Annotated in this window: 15 protein-coding genes; 13 read left to right on the top strand and 2 right to left on the bottom strand. The window is 38.4% G+C overall.

Features of this window, described 5'->3' with window-relative positions:
• Positions 1 to 587 (bottom strand): alpha/beta hydrolase-fold protein (locus Q0296_RS06020; RefSeq protein WP_298038042.1); only part of this gene is annotated, 587 nt, incomplete at its 3' end.
• Positions 581 to 2,680: a TonB-dependent receptor gene (locus tag Q0296_RS06015; protein WP_298038038.1), complete on the bottom strand. Its 2,100-nt coding sequence runs from the start codon at positions 2,678 to 2,680 to the stop codon at positions 581 to 583. The genes Q0296_RS06015 and Q0296_RS06020, both read right to left, overlap by 7 nt.
• Before the next feature lie 216 nt (positions 2,681 to 2,896).
• Between Q0296_RS06015 and Q0296_RS06010 the strand changes: the two genes are divergently transcribed.
• The 13 genes from Q0296_RS06010 to Q0296_RS05950 all read left to right on the top strand — a co-directional run.
• Complete coding sequence (locus Q0296_RS06010) at positions 2,897 to 4,120, top strand: argininosuccinate synthase (protein WP_298038033.1); 1,224 nt, start codon at positions 2,897 to 2,899, stop codon at positions 4,118 to 4,120.
• A 24-nt stretch (positions 4,121 to 4,144) separates the two neighbouring features.
• Positions 4,145 to 4,591 (top strand): 50S ribosomal protein L9, encoded by a 447-nt coding sequence (rplI, locus tag Q0296_RS06005; protein ID WP_009293837.1) that lies wholly within the window; start codon positions 4,145 to 4,147, stop codon positions 4,589 to 4,591.
• The gene (gene hslV / locus Q0296_RS06000; protein ID WP_103567505.1) at positions 4,592 to 5,125 is read left to right on the top strand and encodes an ATP-dependent protease subunit HslV; all 534 of its coding nucleotides are present in this window, start codon (positions 4,592 to 4,594) and stop codon (positions 5,123 to 5,125) included. It begins immediately after the preceding gene.
• 8 nt (positions 5,126 to 5,133) lie between these two features.
• Positions 5,134 to 6,456 (top strand): HslU--HslV peptidase ATPase subunit, encoded by a 1,323-nt coding sequence (hslU, locus tag Q0296_RS05995; protein ID WP_298038020.1) that lies wholly within the window; start codon positions 5,134 to 5,136, stop codon positions 6,454 to 6,456.
• Complete coding sequence (gene era, locus Q0296_RS05990) at positions 6,453 to 7,322, top strand: GTPase Era (protein WP_298038014.1); 870 nt, start codon at positions 6,453 to 6,455, stop codon at positions 7,320 to 7,322. Before hslU ends, era begins: the two co-directional genes overlap by 4 nt.
• 59 nt (positions 7,323 to 7,381) lie before the next feature.
• Positions 7,382 to 8,902 carry a C4-dicarboxylate ABC transporter gene (locus Q0296_RS05985; protein WP_298038012.1) on the top strand — a complete coding sequence of 507 codons (1,521 nt, stop codon included), beginning with the start codon at positions 7,382 to 7,384 and terminating at the stop codon, positions 8,900 to 8,902.
• On the top strand, positions 8,899 to 9,546 hold the full coding sequence (locus Q0296_RS05980; protein ID WP_298038009.1) for a hypothetical protein: 648 nt from the start codon (positions 8,899 to 8,901) through the stop codon (positions 9,544 to 9,546). Before Q0296_RS05985 ends, Q0296_RS05980 begins: the two co-directional genes overlap by 4 nt.
• A complete protein-coding gene (locus Q0296_RS05975) occupies positions 9,546 to 9,959 on the top strand; it encodes a hypothetical protein (RefSeq protein WP_298038004.1) in 414 nt (137 codons plus the stop codon). Before Q0296_RS05980 ends, Q0296_RS05975 begins: the two co-directional genes overlap by 1 nt.
• Positions 9,937 to 11,460: a pilus (MSHA type) biogenesis protein MshL gene (gene mshL / locus Q0296_RS05970; RefSeq protein ID WP_298038001.1), complete on the top strand. Its 1,524-nt coding sequence runs from the start codon at positions 9,937 to 9,939 to the stop codon at positions 11,458 to 11,460. Before Q0296_RS05975 ends, mshL begins: the two co-directional genes overlap by 23 nt.
• The gene (locus Q0296_RS05965) at positions 11,453 to 12,280 is read left to right on the top strand and encodes an ATP-binding protein (protein ID WP_298037998.1); all 828 of its coding nucleotides are present in this window, start codon (positions 11,453 to 11,455) and stop codon (positions 12,278 to 12,280) included. Before mshL ends, Q0296_RS05965 begins: the two co-directional genes overlap by 8 nt.
• Positions 12,273 to 13,157 carry a CDC27 family protein gene (locus Q0296_RS05960; protein ID WP_298037995.1) on the top strand — a complete coding sequence of 295 codons (885 nt, stop codon included), beginning with the start codon at positions 12,273 to 12,275 and terminating at the stop codon, positions 13,155 to 13,157. Before Q0296_RS05965 ends, Q0296_RS05960 begins: the two co-directional genes overlap by 8 nt.
• Positions 13,154 to 13,693, top strand: coding sequence for a hypothetical protein (locus tag Q0296_RS05955; RefSeq protein ID WP_298037991.1), 540 nt, complete (start codon positions 13,154 to 13,156; stop codon positions 13,691 to 13,693). Before Q0296_RS05960 ends, Q0296_RS05955 begins: the two co-directional genes overlap by 4 nt.
• The coding region (locus Q0296_RS05950; protein ID WP_298037984.1) for a GspE/PulE family protein at positions 13,693 to 15,389 on the top strand (1,697 nt) is incomplete at its 3' end. The genes Q0296_RS05955 and Q0296_RS05950, both read left to right, overlap by 1 nt.

Below are 15,389 nucleotides of genomic sequence, written 5' to 3'. Positions count from 1 at the left end.
TGCTTTAAAATTTCAGACTCACCCCACCAAAGAGATGGCGAAGCGATAAAGAAATTTGAAAATACGCCCTCATTTTTAAGCAAGGCATAGAGCGTAAAAAGACCGCCAAAAGAGTGTCCATAAAGGCTTTTTTGGCTGCTTTGCACGTTAAATTTCTCATCGATTAGCGGCACTAAATTTTTAGTTAAAAAGTGGTAAAACGCATCTGCGCCACCACCTTTACTAAACTCCTCACCCTTCGCCTTTGGCGTGAGATCTCTTGTACGTTTTTCTACTTCGTAGCTTTTGTCCGTGTCATATCCTATGCCTATTATTAGCGGTGTAGCCTTGCCATCAAATTCATTTAAGAGCATGTTAAACTGGGCGTTTGCGTCAAGCAAGAAAAGCACGTTTTTAAACTCATCTTGCCCCTTTAGCTTGGCTGTGAAAATTTTATAAATTTCATCATTTGCGCTCATTTTAAAGGTTGAAATTTCAAATTTACTAGCGGCTTTTTGGCTAAGTGGCTCAGGCGTTTGTTGCGGAGCTGCTTGTAAAATTTGCGTCACACCAAGCGTAAAAAGCAAAAATTTAAAGGCTCTTACCATTTTGCAGCGACCTTAAACCAAAATCTCCTGCCTTCTTGCGGATAAAAGTAATATGTATTTCCCACAAGCGCCTCATCGTATCTTACTTTATCAAAGATATTATAAGCATTTAGGCTAAGTGTTAGGTGCTTGTTTGCATCCCAGCTGACGCCTGTATCGAAGGTGAGTAGGTCTTTTGTGTTCTCTCTTACACTATTACCAGCACCAAAATTTACGCTTGTTAGCTTGCTCTCATAGTTTGTGCCAAAAAATGTCTTTACGCTCTTTATAGGCTTATATGTAAGCGTGGCGTGAAATGTGTGCTCTGGCGTTGCTGTTAGGCTTTTGCCATCAAGTCTGTTAAGCCCAGTTTGGCTAAATTTCATAGGGCCTCTTGGCGTATTTATCGTTGGGTTGCCAGTTTTTATCTTTGACTTATTGTAGGTGTAGTTTGAGCTTAAATTTAGATTTGAAAGGATGTCATAGTCGCCACTTAGCTCTACGCCCCAAACGGTCGCACCTTCTATGTTAAAGTAAGTCCCCCAACCAGGGCAAGTAACGTGTGGTGCATTTGTGCAAGTGCCAAAGGCTGGAATCCCATTTACTCTTTTACTGCCGTCAGTGTCTAGGATCTTATCTTTAAATTCATTTCTAAAAAGCGTTACCGAGCCTCTAAAATCAGCTTGATTATCATAATATGCTCCAACTTCATAAGTCGTGCTCTTTTCTGGTTTTAGGTCCTTGTTGCCAAAATCAACTATCCTCCAGCCACCTTGAATAGTGCCTACTTCTGGAGAAATTTGATTGACATTAGGTGTTTTATAGCCAGTCGCTACACCACCTTTTAGGCTTAGCGTATCTGTGGCATTATAGACTAGATAGGCTCTTGGCGAGAGGTGGTTGCCAAAAAATTCGTTGTGCGTGAGCCTTGAGCCAAGCGTTAAAAAGAGCTTCTCATCTAAAATTTGCCACTCATCTTCGATAAATCCCGCATGCTCGCTCATCGAGTAGGTCTTTGGGTCTTTTAAGCCGTTTCTTGAAGCGTTTGAGACGATGAAGGTTGTGCCGACATTTTGCTTATGAAAGTCATAGCCAAAAGTTAGTGCGTGAGCGCCAAAAAACGTTGTAAATTTAGAGTTGAAGTTGTGATTTTTGGCTTTTGCTGGTATAAATTTGTCAAAAAGGCTTGTTCTTTGCGTCTCATCATAAATGTAACTAAGATCAGCATTTAGACTATCAAATTCTCCAAGATAGCCCACGCCATAGCTCTTTTTCTCGTAGTCATAATTATCTAATGGTCTTCTTCTTGGGTCTGGATCGGCTGTTTTGCCGACGGTGCGCGAGTAGTCGTGTCTTTCGTTTGAGCCAAGGATGAAAAATTTATTGTGTTCATCTGGCGTGATCCAAAGTTTTGCACTTAAATTTCTCTTGTCGCTCTTTTGATATCCGCCTTTATAGTTGTCCTCATCTCTTAGCTTTTTGTATCCCCAAAGCTGAAGCGCTAAAAACTCTTTATAAAGAGGCAAATTTAGGTAAAAATCCCCTTGCCTGCCGTCGCCTATGCCTTTGTGAGTGTTTATTGTGGTTGAGATACCGACGTTACCGCTAAATTTTGAAAAGTCTTTTTTAGTAATGATATTTATAACGCCTCCAACCGCGTCGCTACCATAAAGCGAACTCATAGGGCCACGGATGACCTCTATACGCTCGATCGCTTCAGCTGGCGGAATGAAATTTGAGTTCATATCCCCTGCTCCACCCTTTGGATTTGCGCTACTTGAATTTACTCTTTTGCCATCAATTAAAACTAGCGTTTGAGACTTCTCCATGCCGCGTATCGAGATGCCACTAGCTGAACCATCCTCGCCACCGACAACATTTACGCCTGGCACCTTTTGGGCGATTGAGTGAAGTGAGGTAAAGCTATCTTTTGTTAGCTCATCACCGCTTATCACGCTGATACTTGCAGGGGCTTCTTTTATCTGTTGCGAAAAGCCACTCGCACTTATTACGACGCCATCTAGCTTGGTTTCGTTATTATCTTTCTCTACTGCATAGAGAGAATTTGCCACACAAGCACTAAGGCAAATAGCGATCAAATTTGATCTATTCACGGATATCCTTTTGTTAAATTTAATTTTTGATAATGAAAGCGAAATGCAAATTTAACAAAGTAAGCATAAAAACAATATTAATTATCAAAAATAAAATTTATATAAACACAATAAAAGCAATTTTTATAAAACAATACTTACATTATTTAGTAGATTAATTTATTAAAGATTAATCAATTTAGGCTAAAATACGACCATTTCAACAAAAGGACAGCTATGAAAAAAGATGTAAAAAAAGTTGTTTTAGCATACTCAGGCGGACTTGACACAAGTATTATTTTAAAGTGGCTTCAAGACGAATACAAATGCGAAGTAGTCACATTTACAGCTGATATCGGACAAGGCGAAGAGCTAGAGCCTGCACGCAAAAAAGCCCTAGCGCTTGGCGTAAAACCTGAAAATATTTTTATTGAAGATTTAAGAGAAGAATTTGTACGTGATTATGTATTTCCAATGTTTAGAGCAAATGCCATCTATGAGGGTGAATATCTGCTTGGCACATCGATCGCACGCCCACTAATAGCAAAACGCCAAAGCGAGATCGCAAGAGCTGTTGGTGCTGACGGCGTGAGCCACGGAGCAACAGGCAAAGGCAACGACCAAGTTCGCTTTGAGCTTGGCTACTACGCGCTTGGCGATAATCTAACTATCATCGCTCCATGGCGCGAGTGGGATCTAAACAGCCGTGAAAAACTTTTGGCATACGCTGAGAAAAACGGCATAGATATCACCAAAAAACCAGGTAAAAGCCCATATTCAATGGATGCAAATTTACTTCATATAAGCTACGAAGGCCTAGTACTTGAAGACCCGAGCCACGCACCAGAAGATGATATGTGGAGATGGTGCGTTGATCCTAAAAATGCCCCAGATAAGAGCGAGATCATCGAGATCGGCTATGAAAAAGGCGATCCAGTGAGCATAAACGGCAAAAAAATGAGCCCAGCTGAAATTTTAACCGAGCTAAACCGCCTTGGCGCAAAACACGGCATCGGCAGACTTGATATCGTAGAAAACCGCTCAGTTGGTATGAAGAGCCGCGGCTGCTACGAAACTCCGGGTGGAACGATAATGCTAAAAGCTCACAGAGCTATAGAGAGCATCACGCTTGACCGCGGTGCAGCTCACTTAAAAGATGAGATCATGCCAAAATATGCCGAGCTAGTTTATAACGGCTACTGGTGGTCACCTGAGCGAAATATGCTCCAAGCACTCATCGACAAGAGCCAAGAGCACGTAAATGGCTCTGTTAAAGTTGAGCTTTATAAAGGCAACGTGACCATACTTGGTAGAAACAGCAAAGATGATAATCTCTTTAGCGAGGCATACTGCACGTTTGAAGAAGATAGCGTTTATGATCAAAAAGATGCGGAAGGATTTATCAAACTAAATGCACTTCGCTTTATAATCGCACGCAAAAATGGGCGAAAATTTGACTAACAATAAATTTTAAAAAGGACAAAAATGAAAGTATTATTAATAAAAGATGTAAAAGGACTTGGAAAAGCTGGTGAGATAAAAGAGGTAAAAGATGGCTACGGCAATAACTTCTTAATCGGCAAAGGCTTTGCAAAAGCAGCCACTCCAGACGTGCTCCGCCAATACGAAGCAGCTCAAAAAAGAAAGGCTGAAGAGCTAAAATATGAGATCGCAAATTTAGAAAAACTAAAAGAAGAGCTTGCAAAAGTGACAGTCGTCGTCAAGAAAACTCTTGGCGCAAATGGCTCGCTTTTTGGCTCAGTTTCAAAAGAAGAGATCGCAGCAGAGCTTGAAAAGACGCATCATTTGGTAGTTGAGAAAAAGGCTATCGACCTAGACACACACCTAAAAGCAGTTGGTCTTTATGATGTCTCTATAAAGCTTGGTCACTCGATAAATGCGACCTTAAAGGTTGATGTGCAAGGAGAGTAGATGTTTCATGCGACAACCATCTTAGCCTACAAAGGCAAAAATAAAGCGGTCATCGGCGGCGACGGCCAGGTAAGCTTTGGCAACACCGTCTTAAAAGGCAACGCCGTAAAAATTCGCAAAATTCACAACGGCAAAGTTCTAGCTGGCTTTGCTGGTAGCACTGCTGACGCGTTTAACCTATTTGATATGTTTGAGAAAAATTTAGAGCATACAAAGGGTGATTTGCTAAAGGCAGTGATAGAATTTAGCAAAGAGTGGCGCAAAGACAAGTATCTAAGAAAACTAGAAGCTATGATGCTTGTGCTTGATAGGGATAAAATTTTCTTACTTAGTGGCACTGGAGATGTTGTTGAGCCAGAAGATGGCAAGATAGCAGCTATCGGAAGTGGCGGAAATTTCGCCCTTTCAGCGGCCCGTGCCTTAGATAAATTTGCCGATATCGACGAAGAGGAGCTAGTTAAAGAGAGCCTCAAGATCGCCGGCGAAATTTGCATCTATACAAATACAAACATCAAAACTTATGTTTTAGAATAAGAGAGAAAATGAACTTAACACCAAGAGAAATTGTTAAATTTTTAGATGACTATGTGATCGGTCAAAAGGATGCCAAAAAGATCATAGCGATCGCACTTCGCAACCGCTATCGCCGCATGAAGCTTGAAAAGAGCTTGCAAGATGACATCATGCCAAAAAATATCTTGATGATCGGCTCAACTGGCGTCGGTAAAACCGAGATCGCAAGGCGTCTTTCAAAGATGATGGGGCTGCCATTTATCAAGGTAGAGGCTAGTAAGTACACTGAAGTTGGCTTTGTCGGCCGTGATGTTGAAAGCATGGTTAGAGACCTTGCAATGGCCTCATATAATCTCGTAAAAAACGAGCAAAGCGAGAAAAATCAAGATAAGATAAACGCCTACATCGAAGAAAAGATCGTCTCAAAACTACTGCCACCACTTCCAAAAGGTGCTAGCGAAGAGAAGCAAGCAGAGTACGCAAAAAGCTATGATAAAATGCTAAATAGGCTAAAAAATGGCGAACTTGACGAGCTAAGCATCGAGATAGAAGTGCAGCAAAACCCTCTTGAAGCTGGCTCAAACGTACCGCCTGATATGGCGCAGATGCAAGAGAGCTTTATAAAGATAATTGGCATCGGTGGTAAAAATATCAAAAAAGAGATGAAGGTAAAAGACGCTAAAAAAGCCCTTCAAAGCGAAGCAAATGATAAAATTTTAGACCTTGAGAGCGTAAAAACAGAGGCTTTAAGAAGAGCTGAAAACGAAGGCATCATCTTTATCGACGAGATCGATAAAGTAGCCGTTGGTTCAGGTAGCTCAAACAGGCAAGACCCAAGCAAAGAAGGCGTGCAAAGAGACTTACTGCCGATCGTTGAAGGCTCAAATGTAAATACCAAATTTGGAAATTTAAAGACAGATCACATTTTGTTTATCGCAGCTGGCGCCTTTCACATAAGCAAACCAAGCGATCTTATCCCAGAGCTTCAAGGCCGTTTCCCACTAAGGGTCGAGCTTGATAGTCTTGATGAGGATGCGCTTTATCAAATTTTAACTCAGCCAAAAAATTCGCTTTTAAAACAATATATCGCGCTTCTTTCAACTGAAAACGTCGAGCTAGAATTTGACGATGAAGCGATAAAAGAGATAACAAGGATCGCTCACGCAGCAAATGAAAAGATGGAAGACATCGGTGCTAGACGCCTTCACACGGTGATCGAGCGCGTGATAGAAGATATCAGCTTTGAGGCTAGCGAAAAGAGTGGCGAGAAGATAAATGTGACAAAAGAGCTTGTAAAAGAGCGCCTAAAAGACGTGGTTGAGGATCAAGATCTAGCGAGGTATATACTTTGAAATCAGGCTTTGTTAGCATCATAGGACGCACAAATGCTGGCAAAAGCTCGTTTTTAAATGCCTTATTGAACGAAAAGATCGCCATTGTCTCGCACAAGCAAAACGCAACTCGCAGAAAGATAAATGGCATAGTGATGAATGGCGAAGATCAGATCATCTTTACTGACACGCCAGGACTTCACGAGAGCAACAAGGCGATAAATCAACTGTTAATCAGCCAAGCTATAAAATCGATGGGAGACTGCGATCTCATCGTATTTTTAGCGCCTATCCATGATGATACAAGCGACTATGAGAAATTTCTAGCTCTAAATCCAGAAAAACCACACATATTAGTGCTAACAAAAGTCGATGAGAGCTCAAATGCAAAAGTGCTTGAAAAGATCACTAAGTATCAGAAATTTCAAGATAAATTTGCATCACTTCTTACTTTTAGCACCAAGCAACCTACCTATAAAAAGCCGCTTCTTGATGAAATTTGCAAGTTTTTGCCAGAGCATGAGTACTTTTACGATCCAGAATTTCTCACACCGACAAACGAGAAGGAAATTTTTAGAGAATTTATACTTGAAGCGATCTATGAAAATTTAAGCGATGAGATACCTTATCTTAGTGACGCGATCATAAAAAGCGTAAAAGAAAAAACAGGTATAACTGAAATTTATGCGAGCATCATCACGGAGCGTGACATCCACAAAAGTATGATCATCGGAAAAAATGGTGAAACCATTAAAAGAATTGGAATTTTTGCAAGAAAGTTAATACAAAATTTAACCAACACAAAGGTCTTTCTAAAGCTCGATGTAGTCGTTAAAAAAGGCTGGAGCAAAGAAGAAAAGAGCCTAAATCAGATAATCGGCTATTGATTTTTTATTTTAAAGATATTAAAATACACTACTTAAGCGTTTAAGAAGGTTTTAAATTCATGATGAATATTAAAAAAAATAGCGAGATTTCTATAGTCACACTTGATCCCTATGAGTACAAAGGATTTCGTTATCACAATAGTGGCGTAGACGCATTTAATCTATCAAAAGCAGCTAACAAACGTGACTTTTTTATATCGTATATCGAGTACAAAGATCTAATAACTTCGACTATAGATATACCTAGAAGTGTTGATAGCGACGATATAGAAAATATTATTTCAGTAAAAATATATGAAGAACTCTCTCTTGACCCAGCGGTTGATTATAAAATAATTTATTTTGAAACTCAAACTAGCGGTGAAAATAGAATTTTTAATGTATTTATTGTTGTAAATGAGCAAATAAATAAAATTTTTAAAAATATAGCAAGAAGAGTAACATATATCGACTATATCGTACCAGAGCCTTTACTTTACTCGGCTATATACAAAAAAGGTTTGCTAGCCAGCACTGATGTGGATTGTTTTGTGACGATTAGAAAAGATGAAGCCTTTTTAAGCGTATATTCAAAGGGCGAATACCTAACTTCAAGGTCGGTCCGCTACACGCTTTCATACCTTAAGGATAAATTTTCAGAGCAAAGCGGCGAGCGCATGAGTGAAGATAAATTTCTTGAAATTTTATCTAGAAGAGGCCTTGTCGATAAAGATAAAGATGGCTTTAACTACGATCTAAACACCGTTTTTGAAGATTGTATTTTCTATATAAACGACACGATCAATATTATCAACAGAATTTACAACGTAAATGTTAGAAATCTCTACATAGACTGCGACTACAAGATAGAAAATTTTATAAATTTCATCTCAACTAAGCTTGGCATGAGCACTGAGAGGGTCAATACAAACATCGCTATTAACAACAAAAGCTTTGTTATAGAAGAGCGTCACAATGTAATGGCGCTATATGCTAGATTTTTCGCAAAAGATGCCTTTAATGCGGACTTTAACTTCTCAAATATGCTTCGCCCTGAGCCATTTGCAAAAAGAAAGAGTGGTCAGTTTTTACTCACATGTGCAGCCGCGTTTGTGCTAAGCATGCTATATCCAGCGTACAACTACATAGCTGGACTTTTTTTAGAAAAAGATACTTTAAGACTAAGTGACGAATACAGCGTTTTAAATGCTCAAGAAATGCAGATAAAAGAGATGCTAGCTAAAATTTCAAAAGAGCAAGAGAGTGTAAGAGGGCTTACTCAAAAAGAAAATGAAAAGCTAAATTTTAGAAAAAATTTGCTTGCTGAGATCGAAAATAAAAAAGATAATTACGCGATGAAGGGTTTAAATCTTTTTAAGATTACCGATATTTTAAATTTGAATGCAGTTTCGATCACAAATGTCGTAAATAACGACAGAAATTTAACGATAACTGCGATAAGCGATAACGAAAAAAGGATAACGCAGTTGATAAAAGATATCAGCAAAGATGAAAAATACTTGGTAAATACTAAAAAAATTCGCTCAGACGACGTAAAACACGAGTACGAAAGTAATATCAGCATAGAGATAAGACAATGAGACAAGATATTTTAAGCAAAATGGATAGGTATTTTGAGAGCAAAAAACCTAGTGAGTCAAATATCATCTTTCTTGGATCAGCCTTAGTCATCGGCTATCTTATCTACATGCTTTGTTTTGATCCAGCTCAAAATTTCTTTGATGAAAAGCTTAATAACCACACGGTGATCACGACAAAGCTAGAGCAGACCAAGAGCTACCTTGACTCTGTTAGCTCGCCAGATGGAGATAGAAATTTCAAGATAAATGAAGAAAATAGAAATTTAAACAGCCTTAAAAATCGCTATACGAATGTGCTTAAATTTAACTCATATTTTGATACAAAGCTAAAAGAGCTCTCGTTTTTGCTCTTTGATAATCAAAACTGGGCAAATTTTCTTGACAGTATCGTACTTTTGGCAAAGCAAAATAATATAAAAATTTTGGAGCTAAAAAGCGATATAAAAGAGCCAAATTTCCAAAAAATTGAGCAAATTTTAAATATCGATCTTACTTTTATGGGAAATTTCAAAGATATGCTAAGCTACATAAATAGCCTAGAAGAGTCAAAACTTGTTGTAGATCTACATAAAATGGATATAAACTCTACTCAAAAAGATCTTGGAGCTAAGATCTCTATCTCAGTGTGGGGCATGAAGTACTGATGAAAAAATTTGGAATATTTTTAATTTTGGCAGCAAGCCTCTTTGGTAACGAGTTTGAAGGCGAGATGAAAAACTATGATGAAGTTTTTGTTAAGATAAAAGAGCAAAGAAAGGGCCTTAAAAGCAGCGAGATCGTTAGCTTGCAAGATCCGTTTAAACAAAATTTGCCCAAAGCTACAACAAAAAGCGATCAAAATGCAACTTCATATTCTCATTCAAGGGGACTTATGCTAAAGGCTATTTTGCTAAACAAGGCAAACATAAATGGCAAGTGGTATAAAGTGGGTGATATGGTTGATGACTATAAGATCATAGGCGTGCAAAACAGCAAGGTTGTCATCGCAAAAGATGACGAAAAACAAGAACTAACTCTTAAAAATGGAAGTAAAAATGTTGGTATCAAAATTAAGTAAAATCATTATAACAGCGGCTCTGGCTTCATTTTTAGCCACTCCTATCATGGCAAAACCAAGTACATGCTTAAGCAAAAACTTTAGCATGAAGATCACCGATGATGTCACTTTGGGCGATGTTTTAAACCAACTTTCAGAAATGTGTGACTTTAGTATCGTCGCAAAAGACTCTTACAGCAAAAAAGAGCTTGATGAAAAGGTTTTTGGCGTAAATATAAGAAATATGAGCCTTAGCGAGGTCTTTGATCTGCTTTTAAATGAGAAAAATTTAAGCTATGAGTTTTCAAATAATGTCTTAAAAATCTCATCACTTCAAACAAAAATTTTTAAAATAGACTATATCACCTCTATCCGTGAGGGCACAGCCATCACAAAAGCTTCAGTCGATGCCTCTCCATCAGAAGTAGGCAATAGCTCAAGCAGTGACACTAGCTCAAATGACATAAAAAATGAAAATAACTTAATAAGAACAACTGAGAAATTTGACTTCTGGGAGAAGCTTGACGCTGAGCTAAAAGCTATCTTAAACAATAACAGCGAGCATATCACAGCACCTGACCCTATCATAAACCAAAATGCTGGACTTATCACTGTTACAGCTACCCCATCACAGCTAAAACGTGTTGAAAAATATATCGCTGAAATGCAAAGAAGACTCAAAAAACAAGTCATTATCGATGTTTCTATCATCGCAGTTGATCTAAATAACGAGTATAAACAAGGCGTTGACTGGAGTAAATTTGAGCTTGGATTTAATACATATATCGGAAATGCAAATCCTAGTGACAGCTCAGGTGCAAAATGGATAGGCAATAAAGGCAATAGTCCAACAGATAGCTTTGGTAAAACTTTAAATATCGCTGCAAATTTAAACTTTAGCCTTGATGGTATGATAAATTTCCTTGAGACAAATGGCAAGGCAAAGGTCGTTTCAAGTCCAAAAGTAACGACACTAAACAACCAACAAGCCTTAATCTCAGTTGGCGACAATATCAATTACCGCGTTCAAGAGCAAACAGATAGTGGCAATAGTAACAGCGACAGACTAACAACTACATATAAACAATACTCTGTATTTATTGGCATCTTATTAAATTTATTACCAGAAGTATCTGACAACAACAAGATCATGCTTCGCATCAACCCAAGCTTAAGTAGCTTCAAATACGCAGAAGACGATACAAGAGGTCAAAATACAGCCATTAGAGAGATAGCGCCTGACACTGTTCAGAAAAAACTTTCAACTGTTGTTCAAGTAAATAGCGGCGATACTATCGTGCTTGGCGGTCTTATCGGACAGACTAAAAATAAGCAAAACACAGCAGTTCCGCTCTTGGCTGACATACCTTTGATAGGCAACGTCTTTAAAAGCACAAGAGATGGCATAAGAACTACTGAGCTTATCTTCGTCATCACGCCAAGAGTTGTTGATCTTGAAGATCCAAAACCAGTTCAGCAGTCGCTAAAAGACCTTGGATTTTCAAAAACTATCTATGAATAACACAAACATTTATACGCAGATAAAAGATGTTTTCATAGATGAAGACGAGAGCTTAAATTTCGTAAATTTAGATAACTCTATAAGCTGCTACAACAAGATAGTTTTGGCTCTAAAAAAACCGCTAAAACTTATCTTGTTCTATGGCAAACCAGGTAGCGGCAAGACTTTTTTGCTAAACAAAATAGCTAATGATCTAAAGGACGACAAAAATATCATATTTTTCCCGCACCCTTTTTTTAGCGAGGCGACATTTATCGAAGCGCTTTGCGAGAAGCTTTTTGGTAAAAAACTTGATGATATAAATAACTTTGAAACCTTTATCAAATTTTATTCAAAAGACTACGCCAGCAAAGATGAAATTTTAAAAAATCAAATGACCGTCATCTTGGACGAGGCGCAGCTCTACCCGACTGAGCTCATCGAGAAAATAAGGCTCATGGCTGATACAAGGCTCTTTAAATTTCTTTTTACGATACATAAGACTGAAAATGAGGACGTCTTGGCAAAGGACTACTTTCAAACTAGAATTTGGGAGAGCATCGAGCTTAGTAGCGCTGACGTTGGCGAGATCATCATCTATCTACAAAGAAAACTTAGCCAAAAAAACTATGACAAATACCTTAAATTTGATAAAAAAGACTATGAGTGCGCCTACTCATTTTGCGGTGGAAATTTAAGAACGCTAAATAAAATCATGTATAAATTTTATGAAATTTGTGAGTATTATGAACAAAACCAGCCATCAAAACTAAACACAGATAAGGCAAATATCATGATCCTAACTATGGCTGCACTGGACGCGGGACTGATCAATGCTTGAACCACAAGAGATACAAAGACTTGAAAAGCTCTACGAGAGCTACTCAAAAAAGCACAATGGCCTATTTTCTAAAATTTTTAATGCAAAAAACTCTAAAATTTTGATCATAGAGTTTTTTCTCATCATCGTTTTACTTGTTGCTTTGATAGTCCTTAGCATAGAAAAAACTCCAAATGAGGCTAAAGTGGCAGAGCAAATTCCAGCTCAAAATGCGACTATGGGTAAAACCGTAGCTAAAATTTCAGAAAAAAATGAGACAAATGTTAGCGTGCTTAGCGAGCTAAAGCAAAAAAGCGAGGTCGCAAAGGCTAAATTTGAAGAAGGCAAAAAGCAAGATGAGCTAGCTGATAAGATAGCTAAAAAGCTTGAAGAGGTCGTAAAGGTTACTGAAGCAAACGACACTTCAAAAAATGAGGCCAAAAAACAAAGAAGCTCACAAGGCTGGCTAAAGCTAAACATACCTGACGAGGAGCCTTCGATCAGCGATAGCTTTGGCGGCGTAGCTGTGCCACAAGATGAAGTGATAGATCTGGAGGCAAAACCAGCTAGAAAGCGAGTAAATATCCAAATTTCGTCTGCTTCAAATGAAGAGGTGACGCTAAAAGATCAGTTTTTAAAGACAAATAACCCAACTATCGCGCTTGAGCTTGCGAAATTAAATTTTAGAAATAATAATTTCAAAGAGGCTATAAAGTGGTCGCTCGCTGCGAACGATATAGATAATAGCCTAGAGGAGTCTTGGATCATCTTTGCAAAGTCAAAATATAAGCTAAAACAAAAAGATGATGCCATAAAAGCGCTAAACGAGTACAATAAAAATTTAAATAAAGCCTCGATAAACACGCTAATAAGTAAAATGAGAGATGGAACGTTATGAGATTTATCGCCCTATTTTTGGTTTTAGTTTGTCAAATTTACGCTGTAAGTCTAACTGAGATAAGAGACGACTTTAACAGCGCAAACTACGCAAAGGTCTGCAACCAAAAGGTCGAGGAATTTTTAAAAACCCAAAGCAACGAAGAGCAAATTTCTATGTTTGGCATCGCTTGCATAAAAGTGCATGATCTAAACAGGCTCGCAACTCCGATAGATAAGCTAGTAAAAAGTGAAAAGTCAAGAGAAAATGCGGCCTATTTTGCCGATATATTGTTTAAGAAAAAGCTCTTATTTCACGCTATGATAGATGGCGTGGATATAAGCTATATAAGGCTTCCAAAGAGCGATTATATACTTTCGTTTTTGTTTGATAAATTTGTAAAAAAAGAGTATGTTGAGGAGCTTGGTGTCTTTATCTTTGAAGAGGCAAATTCTGACACGAGATATGAGATAAGCGCGACAACTGGGCAGACGCCAAAGCTGGTGCTAAAAATTTTTAAAAATAACGACTTAAAATCACAAATAGAGTATAGATAATGAAAAATGTAGAAAACGTAATATTAAAAACTTTAGAGCAGACAAATAAACTAAGCAGCGAAGTGATCGCGAATATAAGAGCTATAAATGAGCAAAATGATAAGAGGCTTGTTAAAATTTTAAGAGACGAAGGGCTGATATCTGAAGATGACTTTTTAGATATTTTGTCTGACGTATATAGGCGCGGCCACGTCGATATGGACGAAATTTCAAACGATCTTGAATTTGACGTCAAGATATTTATCAAATTTATCAGTGAAAAATTTAAAATTCTCTACTTTGACCTTGATGATATCGATATAGACTACCGTATCAGCGAAAAGCTAAGCACCGCACAGTTAAAATCATACGACGCTATCCCTGTTAAAGAGGACGAGATAAGCGTATATGTCGCCTTTAAAAATCCATTTGACGTTATTGCTCAAGATAAGGTGCAAAATTTATTCAACCGCAAGCTTTTAAAGGTCGCCGTCGCACAGCCTTCGCAGATAGAAAAATATATAAGCAAGCTAGCGCTTAATGAGAGCATAAAAGATGTGATAACAGAGATCAGAAGAGAGCTTTCAAGCTCAGCTAGTCAAGGTCAAAACACTGAAAACTCTGGAATTTTAAAGCTAATCGAGATCATCTTAAAAACATCTATCCAAAGCAGAGCCAGCGACATCCATATCGAGCCAACCGAGACAAACTGCATCGTAAGAAGCAGGATCGACGGCATGCTAAGCGAGACATTTATATTTGATAAAGATATCTATCCGCCGATGGTTAGCCGTATGAAGCTACTTTCAAATATGGATATAGCGGAGCGGAGAAAGCCGCAAGATGGACGCTTTTCGGCTCAAGTTGCAGGCAAAGAGTATGATTTTCGTATCTCGACACTACCTATCTTAAACGGCGAAAGTATAGTTTTAAGAATTTTGGATAAGTCAAAGGTCATCATCAACCTTGAGGACCTTGGCATGCACCCAGACAACTTTGCTAAATTTAAAAAGAGTATGAAAGCGCCTTATGGCATAATCCTAGTCACTGGCCCAACAGGATCAGGAAAGACAACGACGCTTTATGGCGCACTAAATGATATAAAGAGCATAAAAACTAAGATCATCACCGTTGAAGACCCAGTTGAGTATCAGCTAAATATGATCCAGCAGGTGCATGTAAATGAAAAGTCTGGACTCACCTTTGTTTCAGCGCTCCGTTCTATTTTGAGACAAGACCCAGACGTCATAATGATAGGCGAGATCAGGGATCAAGAGACGCTTCGCATAGCGATACAAGCGGCACTTACTGGTCACCTTGTCTTTTCTACGCTTCACACAAATGATGCCATTAGCGCACTTCCTCGTATGATAGATATGGGCATCGAGCCTTATCTAGTAAGTGGCGCGCTCGTTTGTATAGAGGCTCAAAGACTTGTTAGAAAGCTCTGCCCACACTGCAAACAAAAGATCACTCTATCTCAAAAGACATTTGACGAGGTTAAGAAATTTGTCCCTGAAAACTACCAGTTTTATAAAAGTGTCGGATGCCCACAATGCTCACAAACTGGGTATCTAGGACGTGAGATGATAAGTGAAATTTTACCTATTAGTGACCATATAGCAAGTATGGTTGCAAATGGCGCTTCTAAAGATGAGCTTAAAAGCGTAGCCTACGAAGAGGGCTTTATAGATATGTTTCATGATGGCGTCATAAG

Source organism: uncultured Campylobacter sp. (assembly GCF_937890585.1).
Lineage (GTDB): Bacteria > Campylobacterota > Campylobacteria > Campylobacterales > Campylobacteraceae > Campylobacter_A.
This window is presented reverse-complemented; position numbering and strand designations above follow the sequence as displayed.

What these genes read in the sequence shown, in the direction of transcription:
- Q0296_RS05980 (WP_298038009.1), top strand. Translation starts at nt 8,899, where the DNA reads ATGAGACAAGATATTTTAAGCAAAATGGATAGGTATTTTGAGAGCAAA.
- mshL (WP_298038001.1), top strand. Translation starts at nt 9,937, where the DNA reads ATGTTGGTATCAAAATTAAGTAAAATCATTATAACAGCGGCTCTGGCT.
- Q0296_RS05955 (WP_298037991.1), top strand. Translation starts at nt 13,154, where the DNA reads ATGAGATTTATCGCCCTATTTTTGGTTTTAGTTTGTCAAATTTACGCT.
- Q0296_RS06010 (WP_298038033.1), top strand. Translation starts at nt 2,897, where the DNA reads ATGAAAAAAGATGTAAAAAAAGTTGTTTTAGCATACTCAGGCGGACTT.
- rplI (WP_009293837.1), top strand. Translation starts at nt 4,145, where the DNA reads ATGAAAGTATTATTAATAAAAGATGTAAAAGGACTTGGAAAAGCTGGT.
- Q0296_RS05985 (WP_298038012.1), top strand. Translation starts at nt 7,382, where the DNA reads ATGATGAATATTAAAAAAAATAGCGAGATTTCTATAGTCACACTTGAT.
- Q0296_RS05975 (WP_298038004.1), top strand. Translation starts at nt 9,546, where the DNA reads ATGAAAAAATTTGGAATATTTTTAATTTTGGCAGCAAGCCTCTTTGGT.
- Q0296_RS05965 (WP_298037998.1), top strand. Translation starts at nt 11,453, where the DNA reads ATGAATAACACAAACATTTATACGCAGATAAAAGATGTTTTCATAGAT.
- hslU (WP_298038020.1), top strand. Translation starts at nt 5,134, where the DNA reads ATGAACTTAACACCAAGAGAAATTGTTAAATTTTTAGATGACTATGTG.
- hslV (WP_103567505.1), top strand. Translation starts at nt 4,592, where the DNA reads ATGTTTCATGCGACAACCATCTTAGCCTACAAAGGCAAAAATAAAGCG.
- Q0296_RS05960 (WP_298037995.1), top strand. Translation starts at nt 12,273, where the DNA reads ATGCTTGAACCACAAGAGATACAAAGACTTGAAAAGCTCTACGAGAGC.